Below are 16,370 nucleotides of genomic sequence, written 5' to 3'. Positions count from 1 at the left end.
GCTGGCGCGCCCGCTGCCGAACTCCGGCGCGCTCGCCGCCTGCGGCAGCGCGACCACCAGGGCCGGCCACGCGCCGCCGTCCTGGCTCTCGATCTCGATCGACACCTGCAGCGGGAGCTGTTCGTAGGACTCCCAGGCATCCAGCCAGTCGGTCAGGCCCTCCTCGTCGAGGCCGCGGTAGCGGATGCGCAGGCCGGTCAGGCCTTCGACCAGCGGCTCGGGCGGCCGCGGCTCGTCCTCCACGATGGTCTCGCCGGCGAGCACCAGCTCGAACGTCACCGCCAGCGCCTCGCCGCCGTCGACGTCGTACACGGCGATGTCGTGCAGGTGCGGGCCGCCGCGGCCGAGGTAGCTGGGCAGGTCGGCGACGAACCGGATGCGGTCGGATTCGCCGACGAAGCGCAGCGCGCCGCCGTTGCTTTCGTCCTGCGCGAAGGCGATGGGCTGCGCGGCGGCGAGGCGGCGGCGCAGGAAGCCTTCGACCGCGCGCATGCGCTCGGTGCGCGCGGCGATGGCCTCGCCGCGGTCGACGGTGGCGGTCGCGGCGCGCAGGGTGCCGAAGCCCAGCGCCAGGCCGGCGGCCAGCAGCACCGTCGCCAGCAGGACCTCGATCAGGGTGAAGCCGGCGGCGGCGCGGGCGCGGTTCATGGCCCGTCGCCCGGTTCGGGCTGCACCAGCCGCAGCGATTCCACCACCAGCCGCTGCGCCGGCCCGCCCTCGCCCCAGGTCAGTTCCAGCTGCAGGTGCAGCAGCTGCGCGGCGAAGGGATCCTGCAGCGGCGCCGCCGGTTGCAGGGGATCGAGCCACGGCGCCACTTCCAGCCGCCAGCGGTAGCGGCCGTCCTCCAGCTCGCCCTCGTCGCGGCCCGGCACCAGCGCCTCGCCCACGCCGATGTCGGCCAGCAGCGACTGCGCGTGAAGCGAGGCGCGCCCGGCGTCGGCCGACCAGCGCACCTGGCGGGTGGACCCGGACAGCGTGCCGAGCAGGAAGGTCAGCGCCAGCGCCAGCACGGTGAACGCGACCAGGACCTCGATCAGGGTGTAGCCGCGCTGGTGGCGGGCGCTCATGGCCGCGCCTCCGCCCGGTGCATCGTCACCTCGCCGGTCAGCCAGGCCACGTCGATGTCGAAGGCCGCGCGGCCGCGGCTGAGCTGCACGCGGCCGCCGGTGGACGCGCCGTCGCCGAAGAACACGATCGCGCCGACGCCGTCGGCCGGCTGCACCTCGCGCGCGCCGGTGAAATGGATGCCCAGCGACTCCGGCACCTCGCCGCTGCGCCCGTCCGCGCCCTGCCAGGCGTGGGCGGCGGGATCGATGGCGAAGGTCTGCGGCGTGCCGGTGGCCAGCGCGCGGGCGCGCGCGTAGCGCAGCTGGGTGACGATGTCGCGGGCGTTGCCGCGCAGCTCCATGCGCGCGAAGCCGCCGCCGAGCACGCCGGCGGCCAGCACGCCGGTCGCGGCGATCAGCACCATCACCAGCAGCAGCTCCAGCAGCGAGAAGCCGCCGGAGCGGCGCCTTCCGCCGCGCCCGGCGTTCATGGCGGCCCGCCCTTATTCGTAGCGGATGTCCGCGTTCACGCTCTCGCCGCCGGGCTTGCGGTCGGCGCCGTAGCTGACGATGTCGTAGGGGCCGGCGTCGCCGGGCACGCGGTATTCGAAGGGCGTGTTCCAGGGGTCGTTGAGGTCGGCTGCCTTGGCGTAGGGGCCGAGCCAGCCGGCCGCGCCCCCCGGGGCGTTCACCAGGTCCGACAGCGCGCCGGGCAGGGTGCCGGTGTCCATCTCGAACTGGCTGACCTTCTCGGCCAGGGTCTGCACCTGCGCGCGCGCAAGGTTGACCTTGGCGCGGTCGCCGCCGCCGAGGATGCGCGAGGCCGCGAAGGCCACGATGCCGCCCATGAGCACCACCACCACGATGATCTCGATGAGGCTGAAGCCGCCCTGCGCGGAGGGACGGGGGGAACGGTTGAGCGGACGCTTGTGCATGGATTCCTGCCTGACTGGAAAGTGTGGGAGGCCGCGCGGGCCGGGCATGCCCCTAGCCTATGACATTGGTGAGGTCGTAGATCGGCACCAGCACCGCCAGGATCACCACCATGACCACCACCGCCAGCAGCAGGGTGATCACCGGGACCAGCGCGGCCAGCATGCGGTCCAGCGCCTGGCCGGTCTCGGCCTCGAAGGTGTCGGCGGTCTTGAGCAGCATCGCGTCGAGCGCGCCGGACTCCTCGCCGACCTGCACCATCTGCAGCGCCAGCCGGGGAAAGCGCTTGTTGCGCGCCAGTGCCGTGGACAGCGCGACGCCGTTCTTGACCTCCTCGCCCGCGGCTTCGACATCGGCGGCGAGCGCGCGGTTCCCGAGCACGTTGCGGCCGATCGCCATGGCGGCGATCAGCGGCACGCCGTTCTTCAGCAGCGTGCCCAGGGTGCGGGCCAGGCGTGCGGTCTCGATGCGCGCGACCAGGCCGCCGGCGAGCTTGCGGCCCAGGATCCATTCGTCGAAGCGGGCGCGGAAGGCGGGATCGCGCAGGCGGCGGTCGAACCACAGCGCCGCCAGCGAGGGCACCGCCAGCAGCACGATCCACCAGTCGCGCACGAATTCGCCCAGGCCGAGCACGATCTTCGTGAAGAACGGCAGCTCCGCGTCCAGGCTCTCGTACATCACGCCGAACTGCGGCACCACGTAGCCGAGCAGGAACAGCAGCGCCAGGCCCACCATCACGATCAGGATGACGGGATAGATCAGCGCGTTCATGACCCGGCCGCGCAGCGCGCGCGAGCGCTCCAGGTAGTCGGCCAGGCGCTGCAGCGTGTCCTGCAGGGTGCCGCCGGCCTCGCCGGCGCGGACCATGTTGATGTACAGGCGCGAGAAAGTGCCGTGCTGGCGCTCCAGCGCGGCCGACAGCGAAGTGCCGCCGCGCACCTGGTCGCGCACGTCGGCGATGGTGCGCCGGGCGGCTTCGTCCTCGGGCAGGTCGAGCAGGATGGTCAGCGCGCGGTCGAGCGGCTGGCCGGCGCCGAGCAGGGTCGCCAGCTGCTGGGTGAACTGCACCAGCCGCTCGCCGGAAAACGCCTTGGGCTTGAACAGCGTCTTCAGGCTGCTTCCGCCGCCGCCTTCGCTGGCCAGCTTCGCCTCCACCGGCAGGTGGCCCTGCTCCTGCAGGCGCAGCACCACCTCGGCGTCGCTGCCCGCCTCCATCTGGCCTTCGAGCGTCTCGCCGCGCGCGTTGAGGGCCTTGTAGCGGTACAGCGGCATGATCAGGCGTCCTCGGTGACGCGCAGGACTTCCTCGATCGTGGTCTGGCCGGCCAGCGCCTTGCGGATGCCGTCCTCGTACATGGTCTGCATGCCGGCCTCGCGCGCGAGCTGTTCGAGTTCACCCATGCCGGCGTGGCGCATCACCGCGCGGCGCAGGGCGTCGTCCATCACCAGGAACTCGACGATGGTGGTGCGGCCCAGGTAGCCGGTGGGCGCGATCGCCGAACCGCGCGGGCGGTACAGGAAGATCTCGCCCTCGGGCTGGAAGCGCCGCAGGTCGAACTTCGCGATCTCTTCCGGCGAGGCCGGGTAGCGCTCGGCGTGCGTGGGCTCGAGCCGGCGCACCAGGCGCTGGGCGAGGATGCCGTTGATGGTCGAGGTCAGCAGATAGTCCTCGACGCCCATGTCGAGCATGCGGGTGATGCCGCCGGCGGCGTTGTTGGTGTGCAGCGTCGACAGCACCAGGTGGCCGGTGAGCGCGGACTGGATCGCGATGCGCGCGGTCTCGAGGTCGCGCATCTCGCCGATCATGATGATGTCCGGGTCCTGGCGCACGATCGAGCGCAGGGCGTTGGCGAAATCGAGCCCGATCTGCGGTTTGGCCTGGATCTGGTTGATGCCCTCGATCTGGTATTCGACCGGGTCCTCGACGGTGATGATCTTCACCGTCGGCTGGTTGAGCTTCGACAGCGCGGTGTACAGCGTGGTGGTCTTGCCCGAGCCGGTGGGGCCGGTGACCAGCAGGATGCCGTGCGGCTGCTTCAGCACCTGCTCGAAGCGCGGCAGGAACTCGTCGGTGAAGCCCAGGCGGTGGAAATCGAACACCACCGTCTCGCGGTCGAGCAGGCGCATCACCACGCTCTCGCCGTGCGCGGTGGGCACGGTGCTGACGCGCAGATCGAGCTCCTTGCCCTGCACGCGCAGCATGATGCGGCCGTCCTGCGGCAGGCGGCGCTCGGCGATGTTGAGCTTGGCCATGATCTTGATGCGGCTGATCACCGCGGCGGTCAGATTGGTGGGCGGGCTCTCGCCCTCCTCCAGCACGCCGTCGACGCGGTAGCGCACCTTCAGGCGGTTCTCGAACGGCTCGACGTGGATGTCGGACGCCCGCAGCTCCACCGCGCGCTGGATCACCAGGTTCACCAGCCGGATCACCGGCGCCTCGCTGGCCAGGTCGCGCAGGTGCTCGACGTCGTCCATGTCCCCGCCCTCACCCTCGGCGGTCTCGACGATCGCACCCATCGCGCTGCGGCCCTGGCCGTGCCAGCGTTCGATCAGGTCGGAGATCTCGGAGCGGATCGCGACGCTCGCGCGCACGTCCTTGCCGGTCGCCAGGCGCACGGCGTCGAGCGCGTACGGGTCCTGCGGATCGGCGGCGAGCACGTCGACGACGCTGTCGCCCTCGGCCACCGGCACGACGTGGAACTGGGTCATGAAGCGCACGCCCAGCGCCACGCCCTCGGGCGGCAGCTCGGGCATGTCCTTGGCGCTGGCCAGCGGCAGGCCGAGCACGGCGGCACAGGTTTCGGCGTGGTCGCGTTCCGACACCAGCCCCAGCCGGCCCAGCAGGGCGAGCAGGCTGCCGCCGGTCTCCTCCTGCAGGCGCCGCGCGCGGCCGAGGTCGGCATCCTTCAGGCGGCCCTTGTCGAGCAGCGCGGCGACGATGCGCTCGTCGGCGCCGGCGGTCCCGGTGGTCTGTTCCGCGGCGGCGTTCATTCGGTGCGACGGCTGTCCGGAAGGGCCCAGCACTGTAGCAAACGCCGGAGCCTCGCCAACCTGGTGCGCTCGCCTTCCGGTGCGCCCGCCTTCCCTGTAGGAGCAGCTACAGCTGCGATCGCTCTGCGACGCTCTCCATGGAAACCGGGCGGGTCGCAGCTGTAGCTGCTCCTACAGGGAGGGGGCGCGGGGCGGGTCGCAGCTGTAGCTGCTCCTACACGGAGACGTTTCGGCGGGTTCAGGCGATGGCGGCGCGGGCGTTCCTGAACATGCGCAGCCAGGGCGAGGCCTGTGGCCAGTCGGCCGGGGCCCAGCTCAGGTTGGCCGTGGCCAGGGTGCGCTCGGGATGCGGCATCAGCAGGGTCACGCGGCCATCGTCGCTGGTGAGCCCGGCCACGGCGTCGTCGGAACCGTTGGGGTTTGCCGGATAGCCGATGGCCGGCGCGCCGTCACCCTCGACGTAGCGCAACGCCACGCGCGCGGCGTCGCGGTCGGCGTCACCGGCGAACTCCGCGCGGCCCTCGCCGTGCGACACCACCACCGGGATCCGCGAACCCGCCATGCCGCGCAGGAAAAGCGACGGCGAATCCACCACCTCCAGCATCGACAGCCGCGCTTCGAACTGCTCGCTGCGGTTGCGCAGGAACTTCGGCCAGTGCTGCGCCCCGGGCACGATGTCCTTCAGCTGCGACAGCATCTGGCAGCCGTTGCACACGCCCAGCGCGAAGCTGTCGCCGCGGGCGAAGAAGCGCTCGAACATGGCGCGCAGCGCTTCGCGCTCCAGGATCGAGGTCGCCCAGCCGCGGCCGGCGCCGAGCACGTCGCCGTAGCTGAAGCCGCCGCAGGCGGCGAGGCCGGCGTAGCCGTCCAGCGTGGCGCGGCCTTCGACCAGGTCGCTCATGTGCACGTCCACGGCCTCGAAGCCGGCCAGCGTGAACGCCGCCGCCATCTCCACCTGGCCGTTGACGCCCTGCTCGCGCAGCACCGCCACGCGCGGCGCGGCGCCGGTGTTCACGTAGGGCGCGGCCACGTCCTCGGCGGGATCGAAGGCCAGCACGGGCTGCAGGCCGGGCGCGTCGAAGCGCGAGGCCGCGGCGCGTTCGGCGTCGGCACAGTCCGGATTGTCGCGCTGGCGCTGCATGGCATGACTCACCGACCACCAGGCGCCGAACAGGTCTTCCCAGGCCCACTCGGCCATGACCTCGCCCTCGGCCAGCACGCGCACCGACGAGGCGGTGGTCGGGCGCGCGATGCGCTGCGCGCACTCCACCAGGCCGTGGCGCGCGACCAGGTCGGCGAACTCCACGCGGTCGTCGACCGCGATCTGTACCACCGCGCCCAGCTCCTCGTTGAACAGGGTGCGGAACACGTTCTCGGTGCGGTCGTCGCCCCAGGCGTCGAGGTCGATGTCGAGCCCGACGCGCGAGCAGAACGCCATCTCGCACAGGCTGGCGAAGACGCCGCCGTCGGAACGGTCGTGGTAGGCCAGAAGCAGGCCGGCCTCGCGCGCCTCGCAGACCAGTTCGAAGAAGGCGCGCAGGCGCTGGGGATCGTCGAGGTCGGGGCAGGCGCCGCCGAAGGCGCCGTGCACCTGCGACAGGATCGAGCCGCCCATGCGCTGCTTGCCGGCGCCCAGGCCGATCAGCCACAGCTCGGTGCCCGGCTGGCGCGCCAGCAGCGGCGTCAGCTGCGCGCGCACGTCGGCCACAGGCGCGAACGCGCTGACCACCAGCGACACCGGCGAGACCGACTTCTGCGGCCCGGCATCGTCCTGCCACTGCGCCTGCATCGACAGCGAGTCCTTGCCGACCGGGATCGACAGCTCGATCTCCGGGCACAGCTCCATGCCCACGGCATGCACGGCGTCGTACAGGCGCGCGTCCTCGCCGGGGTGACCGGCGGCGGCCATCCAGTTGGCCGAAAGCTTGGTGCGCGCCAGCGATTCCACCGGCGCGGCGCAGAGGTTGGTGATCGCCTCGCCCACGGCCATGCGCGCGCTGGCGGCGGCGTCAATCAGCGCAAGCGGGGTGCGCTCGCCGATCGCCATCGCCTCGCCGGCGTGGCCGTGGAAGTCCGCCAGCGTGATCGCGCAGTCGGCCACCGGCAGCTGCCACGGGCCGACCATCTGGTCGCGCGCGGTCAGGCCGCCGACGCTGCGGTCACCGATCGTGACCAGGAACTGCTTGGACGCCACTGTGGGATGCGACAGCACCCGCAGCCCGGCCTCGTGCAGGGCCGCGCCGGCGCTTCCCCCGGCGGCGAGCGCCACCACGTCGAGCTGCGGCCAGCGGTTCGGAATGATGCGCGCGGTGTCGCGGTGCATCTTCGGCGGCTTGCCGAAGATCACGTCCATCGGCAGGTCGATCGGCAGCGCGGCGGCATCCGCGTCGCGCGGCTCGAGCGTCAGCCCGAGCGCGTCGTCGGATCGCGCCAGCACGCCGTATCCGACCACGAGGCGCTCCTCGGCCGTCGCCACGCCGACCACCGCGAACGGACAGCGCTCGCGCCGGCACAGCGCGGCGAATCCGGCGATGTCGGCGGCGGCGATGCCGAGCACGTAGCGCTCCTGCGACTCGTTGCACCACAGCTGCATCGGCGACAGCGAGGGGTCGTCGCTGGGCACGCGGCCGAGGTCGATCACGCCGCCCACGCCGGAGTCGTGCAGCAGCTCGGGGATCGCGTTCGACAGGCCGCCGGCGCCGACGTCGTGGCACCACTTGATCGGGTTGCCGTCCTCGCCCTGCGCCGCGCAGCGGTCGAGGACCTCCTGGCAGCGGCGCTCCATCTCCGGGTTGTCGCGCTGCACGCTGGCGAAGTCGAGCTCCTCGGCGCTCTCGCCCGAGGCCACCGAACTGGCGGCACCGCCGCCCAGCCCGATCAGCATCGCCGGGCCGCCGAGCACGATCACCGCGTCGCCCGGGGACAGCTTGCGCTTGGCCACCTGGTCGCGGTCGATCGCGCCCAGGCCGCCGGCCAGCATGATCGGCTTGTCGTAGGCACGGACCAGCCCGTCGCCCTCGGGCAGCTCGAAGCTGCGGAAGTAGCCGGTGAGGTTGGGGCGGCCGAACTCGTTGTTGAACGCCGCCGCGCCCAGCGGGCCGTCGGTCATGATCTCCAGCGCCGGCGCCATGCGCGGGTTCAGCGCGCGCGGCTGCTCCCAGGGCTGCGGCAGCGCCGGGATGCGCAGGTGCGAGACGCTGAAGCCGACCAGGCCGGCCTTGGGCCTGCCGCCGCGGCCGGTGGCGCCCTCGTCGCGGATTTCGCCGCCGGCGCCGGTGGAGGCGCCCGCGAAGGGCGAGATCGCGGTCGGGTGGTTGTGGGTCTCGACCTTGATGCAGAAGGCGCTCTCGCGCTCGGCTTCGGCACGGTACACGGCCGTGGCCGGGTCGGGCCGGAAGCGCTGCGAGGGATAGCCCTCCACCACCGCGGCGTTGTCGCTGTAGGCCGAAAGCGTGTGCTCCGGCGTCTGCGCATGGGTGTTCCGGATCATCCTGAACAGCGACTGCGGGCCGCCGCCCGGCGCGCGCATGTCCTCGCCATCGATGGTCCAGGACGCGTTGAAGATCTTGTGCCGGCAGTGCTCGGAGTTGGCCTGCGCGAACATCATCAGCTCGACGTCGTGCGGGTCGCGGCCAAGCGTGCCGTAGCGCTCGCGCAGGTAGGCGATCTCGTCATCGGCCAGCGCCAGGCCCAGGCGGCCGTTCGCCTCTTCCAGCGCGGCCAGCGGCACCACTTCGACCTCGCCGCGCGCAGGCGCGGTGAACAGCGCTTCGGCGCCGGCGTGCGAGGCCAGCAGCGACTGGGTCATCGGATCGTGCAGGATGCGCTCGACCGCCGCGGCGGCCGCGGCATCGGCCGGCCAGCCGGCGACGTCGACGCGGGTGCCGCGCTCCACGCGCTGCACCGGCACGCCGGCGCCGCGCAGCAGCTCGCCGGCCTTGCTGGCCCAGGGCGACAGCGTGCCCAGGCGCGGCGAGACGTAGCGGCTGGTGGCGCCGGGCGCGGCGGCCTCGGCGGCGTCGGACGCCTGGAGGATGCGGTGCAGCGCCGCCGGGTCGGGCGTGGCGCCGGCGTCGGCGGCGATCCAGTAGACGTGCCAGGCACCGGTGATGCGGATGCCGGGATCGATGGCTTGCAGGCGGGCCTGAAGGCGTTCGCGCCGGAACGGCGACAGGGCGGGCAGGCCCTCGAGGACGATCATGTCCGGATTCGACCGTGGAAACGGGCCCGCCATTGTAGCGAAGCCGGGCGGCCGCGCGCGGCCCGGCCCGCGGGGCTCAGCGGCTGCCTGCGGCGCCGTCGGCCTGCGCCGGGGTGGCTTCGGCCGGAGCGGCGTCGGCCGCCAGTTCGTCCAGCGCCGCGCGCAGGTCGGCCGGCGGCATGTAGCCCGGCATCTGCGTGCCGTCTTCGGTGACGATCATCGGGGTGCCGGTCAGGCCGACGCGGCGGCCGATGTCGTAGTGGCGCGCCACCGGATTGGTGCAGCTGCCCGACTGGACCTTGCGGCCTTCCTTGGCGGCGGTCAGCGCCGCGCCGCGGTCGGCCGCGCACCACACCGAGACCATCTTGGCGAAGCCCTCGCTGGCCGGCCCCATGCGCGGGAAGGCCAGGTATTCGATGGCGATGCCGAGGCGGTTGTACTCGGCGATGTCCTCGTGGAGCTTCTGGCAGTAGCCGCACTCGACGTCGGTGAACACGCTCACCGTGTGCACCGGGTTTTCCGGCGCGAACACGATGCGCTCCGAGGCCGGGATCGTGGCCAGCAGCCTGCGGCGCACCTCGGCCATGCCGGCCTGGCTGAGGTCCTTCTTCTCGACCACGTCGTACAGCGCGCCCTGCAGCAGGTAGCGGCCGTCGTCGCTGATGTAGACCACCTGGCCGCCAACCACCGCCTCGCGGAAGCCCGGCAGCGGCGCCGGGCCGACGTGGTCGACCTCGATGCGCGGATTGATCGACTGCAGCGCCTGGATCGCGCGCTCGTCCACCGAACCCTCGGCGGCCTGGGCCAGGCCCTGGGACGACGCGGGCGCGGCCGCGGTGCCAACGCCGGCGGCGCTGTCGGGGGCCTGGGCGCAGGCGGTGAGGCTGACGGCGCAGAGCAGCAGGGGAAGCAGGGACTTCATTCGCGGTCTCGATCCGGGGGCGGCACCGGGCGACGGCGCCAAAGGCCGCATTCTCGCACGGGGCCCCGTCGCGGGGCCGGTCGCCGCCGCGGAGCGTTGCGCGGGCTTTCAGGCACGCGGGTGGTGGCGGGCATGCAGCTGCTTGAGCTGCTCGCGCGCCACCAGGGTGTAGATCTGGGTGGTGGACAGCGAACTGTGGCCCAGCAGCATCTGCAGCGAGCGCAGGTCGGCGCCGTGGTTGAGCAGGTGGGTGGCGAAGCTGTGGCGCAGGCCGTGCGGGCTGACCTTGCCGGGATCGATGTCGGCCGCGGCGGCGTGGCGCTTGACCGTGGACCAGAACGCCTGCCGCGACAGCGCCCTGCGCCGCGCGTCGATGAACAGCGGCGCCTCGCCGCGCGCGTCGCCCGGCACCGGCCTGCCGCCCGCCAGCGCCGGCCGCGCCCGGGCGAGATAGCGCTCGAGCCAGTCGCGCGCCTCCTCGCCCAGCGGCACCAGGCGGTCGCGGCCGCCCTTGCCGGTGATGCGCAGCACGCCCTGGCGCAGGTTCACGCCGTTGGCCGGGAGTTCCACCAGCTCGCTCACGCGCAGCCCGCAGGCGTACATCAGCTCGAGCATGGTGCGGTCGCGCAGCCCCTCCGCGGCCTCGACGGCCGGGGCTTCGAGCAGGCGCTCGACCTCGCGCTCCGACAGCGCCCTGGGCAGCAGCCGCGGCAGCCGCGGCGGCTCCAGCAGCGCGGTCGGATCGTCCGCGCGCAGGCCCTGGCGCAGGCGCCAGCCGTAGAACGCGCGCAGCGCCGACAGCAGGCGCGCATTGCTGCGCGGCGACCAGCCCTCGCGGCTGCGCCAGGCCAGGTAGTCGAACAGGCCGGCGCGGTCGGCGCCGGTGATGTCGCCGCGATCGCGCCAGCGCGCGAACCCCTGCAGGTCGCGGCGGTAGCTGTCCAGCGTCTGCCGCGCGGCGCCGGACTCGGCCCACCAGGCGTCGATGAAACCCTCGATCGCGCGGGCGTCGGCATCGCGCAGCGGCGGCAGCGCATGCACGCGGGCGCGGAGCTCTGCGGGCGTGGTCGCGGTCATCGCCGCCAGCTTAGCGGCGCGCGCGGCGCGGCGGCTATCCTGTGGCGATGGACGCGAACGCCCCGCACGACACCCTTCCGCCGGCCACCGGCAGCGCCGGCGTCGGCGCCCACATCGGCAAGCGCCTGCTGGCGATGCTGTACGACCTGCTGCCGGTGCTGTCGCTGTGGTTCCTGCTCGGCTTCCTGTTCGCGCTGGGCTACACCCTGGCCGGCCACGCCCCGCGCGAGAACATCGAACCCTGGAGCGCGCTGCAGTGGTTGCTGTGGCTGTGCTGCTGGCTGGTCACCGGCGCCTACGCGACGGTGAGCTGGCGCCGCGGCGGCCAGACCCTGGGCCTGCGCCCGTGGCGGCTGCGCGTGGCCTCCGCCGACGGCGCGACGCTGCCGTGGTCGACGCTGTGGCGGCGCTACGCGGTGGCCACGCTGTCGCTGGCGGCCGGCGGCCTGGGCTTCTGGTGGGCCTGGATCGACCGCGACCGCCTGACCTGGCACGACCGCGCCGCGGGTACGCGCATGGTCCACGAACCGAAGAACAGGGGCTGATCCGCATGCGCATCGACATCTGGTCCGACCTGGTCTGCCCCTGGTGCTGGATCGGCAAGCACCGCCTGCGGCGCGCGCTGGAGCTGCTCGGCGACGACGCGCCGCCGGTCGAGATCCACTGGCACCCCTTCCTGCTCGACCCCGGGGCCGACGCGACGCCGGTTCCGCTGCGCGAAGCCTATGCCGCGAAGTTCGGCGGCGCCGGGCGCGCCGGCGAGATCCTCGCGCAGACCCAGGACACGGCGCGCGCCGAGGGCCTGCCGATGGACTTCGACCGCGGCCAGGTCCGCGTGACCACCCTGCCCGGCCACCGCCTGATGTGGCTGGCCGCGCGCGAGGGGGACGCCGATGCCGTGGGCGAGGCCCTGTTCCGCGCCCACTTCGCCGAGGGCCGCAACCTGGCCGATCCGGAGGTGCTGGCCGCGGCGGGCGCCGAAGGCGGACTCGACGCGGCGCGGGTGCGCGCGATGCTCGATTCCGACGAGGGCCTGGCCGAAGTGCGCGCCGCGCTCGGCCGCGCGCAGGCGATGGGCATCCGCGCGGTGCCGACCTTCGTCATCGACGGCCGCCAAGGCATCCAGGGCGCGCATCCGCCCGAGGCCCTGGCCGACGTGCTGCGCGAACTGGCGCCGCCCCCGGCCGCCGGCCAGGACGACGGCGGCCGCTGCGGCCCCGAGGGCTGCGAGGCCTGAGCCGGCGCGGCGGGCGCGCTCAGGCGCGGCCGCCCGCCTACGCGTCGGCCATCCCGGCGTCGCCCGCGTCCGCGTCCAGCAGCGTGCGCGGCGGCGCCGGCGCGAACCAGCCCACGATCGTGCACAGCAGGCCGTAAGCGATGAACGAGCCGATGCCAAGCAGGTCGCCCAGGTGCTGGCGGTCGAACAGCACCAGTTTGGCCAGCACCACGCCCATCAGCACCGCACCGGCCAGCCACAGGGTGCGCTGGCCGCGGCGCGAGCCCGCGATCCAGCCGGCCACGCCGAGCACGCTCCAGACCAGGGTCAGCGCCGTCTGCGCGAGGCTGGTCGACCACATCGCTTCGCTCCAGGCCACGCCACCCCAGTGGTGCACGCCGCGCAACGTGATGCAGGTCACCAGCAGGAAGCCCGCCGCCGACAGCAGCGCCACCCGCCGGCGCGCGAACTCCGCCGCCACGTCCGGCGACCAGAGCCAGCGCGCGAACAGCGCCAGCGCGGCCAGCTGCACCAGGTCCAGGGGATTGAGCAGGGGCATCCACGGCAGCGGTGCGCTGTCCCCGGCCTGCCGCAGCGCCAGCAGCCAGCCCCCACCCACCACGGCCAGCAGCAGCGCCGCCAGCGGACCGCGGGCGATGTCGAAGGCTTCGCCCAGCGGCGGCCGCAGCCAGCGCCAGCGGAGCTGCTGCACCGCGAGCAGGGCCAGCCACGGCAGGGCCGACAGCGCCAGCCACCAGCCTCCGCCTAGCTGCAGGGACTGCGCGGACTGCCAGGCCGACAGCGACAGCACCAGCGCCCACAGCAGCCACCATGCCGCCTGCGCCCATACCGCCGCCAGACCGCCTTCCCGGCGCAGGCAGGCCAGGCTGCGCAGGCCGCAGGCCGCGAACAGCAGCCAGGCCGCAGCGCCCCAGCTCGCCAGCGGCTGCCCACGGGCCTCCACCTGCGCGAGCGCCAGCGGCGCGGCCAGCGCGAAGGCCGCCAGCACCGTCAGCGCCAGCGCAGGCGCCGCACGCCGGCGCTGCGCCTGCGCCGCACACAGGGCGGTCAGCGCCAGGGCCGCGACCAGAGCATCGGGACGCTGCGCCGCGGGCAGGTGCACCACGACCTCGTTGAGGATCGCACCCGCCCACCAGGCCAGGCCCCAGCCGTACAGCAGCAGCGCATGGCCATCGCGACCCGCACCACGCAGCCACCAGGCGCTGGCGAAGCCGGCGACCGCGATCAGCAGCGCGCCGGCGAACACCGGGTTGAGCAGCACGGCGGTCGCAGCCACCGCCTGTTCCATGCCGACAAGGAACGCGAGCGCCGCCGCGAGCTGCAGTCCCGCGCCGCTCCAGCGCGGCAGCCTGCGTCCAGTGCGCAGCCCGAGCCACACCAGCCCCGCGCCCTCGACCGCGAAAACCGCCGCCGTGGCCCGCGCCGACAGCGCCAGCGGCACGGCCAGGGTGGCGAAGCCGGCAGCCAGCAGCATGTAGGCCTCCGCGAGCACCGCGTGCGGGCCGCGGCGCTGCCACCACGCCAGCGCGGCATAGACCGCAGCCAGCGCCATGGCGATGCCCGACAGCGTCCGGCCATCGCCCTCGAGCAGCGCGGACTGCAGCACGAACGCGACCAGCGGCGTGCCGAACAGCAGGCAGCCATCGACCACGTCGCGCCGCTCCGGCGGCCGCCGGCGCGCATGCAGCACGGGCAGCAGCAGGTAGAAGGCGAAGAACAGCAGCAGGAAGGGCTGGGTGCTCGCGAACTTCGAAGGCGCGTAGGCCAGGACGCCCCAGGCCACGCCGATGCCCCAGGTGAAGGCCCAGCCGAGCAGGTTGAGCTCGCGCCAGGGTCGCAGCCAGGCAATGGCGAAGATCGCCGCATTGAGCAGCGCGTAGTACGAGAACAGCACCACGTGGTTGCCACTGCCGGTCGACAGCCAGATCGGCGCCATGAAGCCGGCGAGGATGCCGAGCACCGCCAGGGTGCGCGAATCCTGCAGCACCGCCAGCACGCCCAGCGCCGCCACCAGGGCCACGCTGGCGGCGAAGGCCAGGCCCGCGGGCATCAGGCCATACAGCTTGAACGCCGCGAACACCACCAGCAGCAGCACGCCGATGGCACCGCCCTGGACCGCCAGCGCGAAGCTGCGGTGGCGTTCGCGCTTGCGCCAGGCGAAGGCCAGCGCCGCCAGTGCCGCCGCGGAGATGCCCGCCAGGCGCAGGCCCATGGGCAGCGTCAGCCAGCCCTGGTCGCTGGCGTACTTGAGCAGCGCGGCCACACCGGCCAGCAGCACCAGCACGCCCACCTTGACCGGCACGTTGCCCTCGGTGAACCAGCGCTTCACCCGGGCCGCGAGGCGTTCGATCGCATCAGGCCCTGGCGGACGCGCGCGGGCCGGGGCGGTGGTGCCCCTGCGCGACGCCACCGCTGAGCCTNGTGGCTGTGGCTGGATCTGCGGTTGCGGTTGCGGTTGCGGTTGCGGTTGCGGTTGCGGTTGCGGCTGCGGCTGTGGCTGTGGCTGTGGTTGCTGTTGCGGCGGCGGTTGCGGCTGCGGCTGCGGCGGCGCCGGCATCGACGGAGCTGCCCGGGCCCGCGCCGCATGGTGCAGCGCCTCCTGCATGCGCAGCCCCGCGACTTCCTCCTCCAGCGCGGCCACGCGCTGCTTCAGCGTGCCCAGTCCCACCAAGGCCAGCACCAGCAGCACCGGCACCGCGAGTACCGCCAGCGCCATCAGCATCAGGATCGATTCCATCCGCACGCATCCTTCGCCGCTCCCCGCGGCCCAGAGCGCACCTTAGCCGCGCAGGCGCCGCCGGTGCACGGCCGGACACGGGCTCCACCACCCCAACCGGCCGCTCTCCCGAAAGCAGGAAGCCCCGCACGGGGCGGGGCTTCCAGGGCGCAATCCGGGTCGGCCGGGCTTACTTCGCGGCCACCACGCGGACCAGCTCCAGACACTTGTTGGAGTAGCCCCACTCGTTGTCGTACCAGGCCACCAGCTTGACGAAGGTGTCGTCGAGCTGGATGCCGGCCTCGGCGTCGAAGATCGAGGTGCGCGCGTCGCCGCGGAAATCGGTGGCCACCACCTTGTCCTCGGTGTAGCCGAGGATGCCCTTCAGCGCGCCTTCCGACTGCGCCTTCATCTCGGCGCAGATCTCGGCGTAGCTCGCGCCCTTCTCGAGCTCGACGGTCAGGTCGACCACCGACACGTCGGAGGTCGGGATGCGGAACGACATGCCGGTCAGCTTGCCGTTGAGCTCCGGGATCACCTTGCCCACGGCCTTCGCGGCGCCCGTCGACGACGGAATGATGTTCTCGAGGATGCCGCGGCCGCCGCGCCAGTCCTTGTTGCTCGGGCCGTCGACGGTCTTCTGGGTGGCGGTGGCGGCGTGGACGGTGGTCATCAGGCCGCGCTTGATGCCCCACTTGTCGTTGAGCACCTTGGCCACCGGCGCCAGGCAGTTGGTGGTGCACGAGGCGTTGGAGACGATGGCTTCACCGGCGTACTTGTCGTGGTTCACGCCGAACACGAACATCGGCGTGTCGTCCTTGGACGGCGCCGACTGGATCACCTTCTTCGCGCCCGCGTCGAGGTGCTTCTGGCAGGTGTCCTTGGTCAGGAACAGGCCGGTGGATTCGATCACCACCTCGGCGCCGACCTCGTCCCACTTCAGGTTGGCCGGGTCACGCTCCTGGGTCAGGCGGATGCGCTTGCCGTTGACCACCAGGGTGTCGCCGTCCACCGACACCTCGCCGTCGAAGCGGCCGTGCACGGAGTCGTACTTCAGCATGTAGGCCAGGTAGTCCGGCTCCAGCAGGTCGTTGATGGCGACGATCTCGATGTCGCCGCCGAAATTCGCCACCGCCGAGCGCAGGACGTTGCGCCCGATGCGGCCGAAACCGTTGATGCCTACCTTGATCGCCATGGAATGCTGACTCCGTAACGCCGCGCGCCGCGGCAGAGGGTGGGTGGAACACG

The 16,370-nt window shown here is 73.0% G+C and carries 12 protein-coding genes and 1 pseudogene; 2 read left to right on the top strand and 11 right to left on the bottom strand.

What is annotated here, in order from left to right; genetic code table 11:
* Positions 1-30 precede the first annotated feature (30 nt).
* The 9 genes and pseudogenes from IE168_RS12125 to xerD all read right to left on the bottom strand — a co-directional run.
* Positions 31-648, bottom strand: a pseudogene (locus tag IE168_RS12125) (prepilin-type N-terminal cleavage/methylation domain-containing protein); the annotation flags it as partial.
* Complete coding sequence (xpsI, locus tag IE168_RS12120; protein WP_189498587.1) at positions 645-1,067, bottom strand: type II secretion system protein XpsI; 423 nt, start codon at positions 1,065-1,067, stop codon at positions 645-647. The gene xpsI and the pseudogene IE168_RS12125, both read right to left, overlap by 4 nt.
* Positions 1,064-1,537, bottom strand: a complete 474-nt coding sequence (gene xpsH / locus IE168_RS12115) for a type II secretion system protein XpsH (RefSeq protein ID WP_189498585.1) — start codon at positions 1,535-1,537, stop codon at positions 1,064-1,066. The genes xpsI and xpsH overlap by 4 nt, the downstream gene beginning before the upstream one ends.
* A gap of 12 nt (positions 1,538-1,549) precedes the next feature.
* The gene (gene gspG, locus IE168_RS12110; protein ID WP_189498583.1) at positions 1,550-1,981 is read right to left on the bottom strand and encodes a type II secretion system major pseudopilin GspG; all 432 of its coding nucleotides are present in this window, start codon (positions 1,979-1,981) and stop codon (positions 1,550-1,552) included.
* 52 nt (positions 1,982-2,033) lie between these two features.
* Positions 2,034-3,251, bottom strand: a complete 1,218-nt coding sequence (xpsF, locus tag IE168_RS12105; RefSeq protein WP_189498581.1) for a type II secretion system protein XpsF — start codon at positions 3,249-3,251, stop codon at positions 2,034-2,036.
* A gap of 2 nt (positions 3,252-3,253) precedes the next feature.
* The gene (gene gspE / locus IE168_RS12100) at positions 3,254-4,969 is read right to left on the bottom strand and encodes a type II secretion system ATPase GspE (RefSeq protein ID WP_189498580.1); all 1,716 of its coding nucleotides are present in this window, start codon (positions 4,967-4,969) and stop codon (positions 3,254-3,256) included.
* A gap of 238 nt (positions 4,970-5,207) precedes the next feature.
* Positions 5,208-9,170, bottom strand: a complete 3,963-nt coding sequence (gene purL, locus IE168_RS12095; RefSeq protein WP_189498577.1) for a phosphoribosylformylglycinamidine synthase — start codon at positions 9,168-9,170, stop codon at positions 5,208-5,210.
* Between the two features lie 76 nt (positions 9,171-9,246).
* A complete protein-coding gene (locus tag IE168_RS12090; RefSeq protein WP_189498575.1) occupies positions 9,247-10,092 on the bottom strand; it encodes a DsbC family protein in 846 nt (281 codons plus the stop codon).
* Positions 10,093-10,200: 108 nt separating this feature from the next.
* Positions 10,201-11,169, bottom strand: a complete 969-nt coding sequence (gene xerD / locus IE168_RS12085) for a site-specific tyrosine recombinase XerD (RefSeq protein WP_189498573.1) — start codon at positions 11,167-11,169, stop codon at positions 10,201-10,203.
* A 134-nt stretch (positions 11,170-11,303) separates the two neighbouring features.
* On the opposite strand from xerD, the gene IE168_RS12080 reads away from it, so the two are divergent.
* Together IE168_RS12080 and IE168_RS12075 are read left to right on the top strand one after the other, a co-directional pair.
* Positions 11,304-11,714 (top strand): RDD family protein, encoded by a 411-nt coding sequence (locus IE168_RS12080; RefSeq protein ID WP_229823511.1) that lies wholly within the window; start codon positions 11,304-11,306, stop codon positions 11,712-11,714.
* A 5-nt stretch (positions 11,715-11,719) separates the two neighbouring features.
* Entirely contained in the window at positions 11,720-12,406 is a 687-nt protein-coding gene (locus tag IE168_RS12075) for a DsbA family oxidoreductase (RefSeq protein ID WP_189498569.1), read from the top strand.
* A 37-nt stretch (positions 12,407-12,443) separates the two neighbouring features.
* Here IE168_RS12075 and IE168_RS12070 read toward each other — a convergent pair whose 3' ends face one another.
* Together IE168_RS12070 and gap are read right to left on the bottom strand one after the other, a co-directional pair.
* Positions 12,444-14,963, bottom strand: coding sequence for a DUF2339 domain-containing protein (locus tag IE168_RS12070; RefSeq protein ID WP_425490161.1), 2,520 nt, complete (start codon positions 14,961-14,963; stop codon positions 12,444-12,446).
* 349 nt (positions 14,964-15,312) lie between these two features.
* Positions 15,313-16,317, bottom strand: coding sequence for a type I glyceraldehyde-3-phosphate dehydrogenase (gene gap / locus IE168_RS12065; protein ID WP_189498565.1), 1,005 nt, complete (start codon positions 16,315-16,317; stop codon positions 15,313-15,315).
* Positions 16,318-16,370: the final 53 nt, after the last annotated feature.

Origin of the sequence: Luteimonas padinae, from assembly GCF_014652935.1 — a bacterium.
Lineage (GTDB): Bacteria > Pseudomonadota > Gammaproteobacteria > Xanthomonadales > Xanthomonadaceae > Luteimonas > Luteimonas padinae.
The sequence above is the reverse complement of the archived record's forward strand: the minus strand, read 5'-3'. Positions and strand labels throughout refer to the sequence as shown.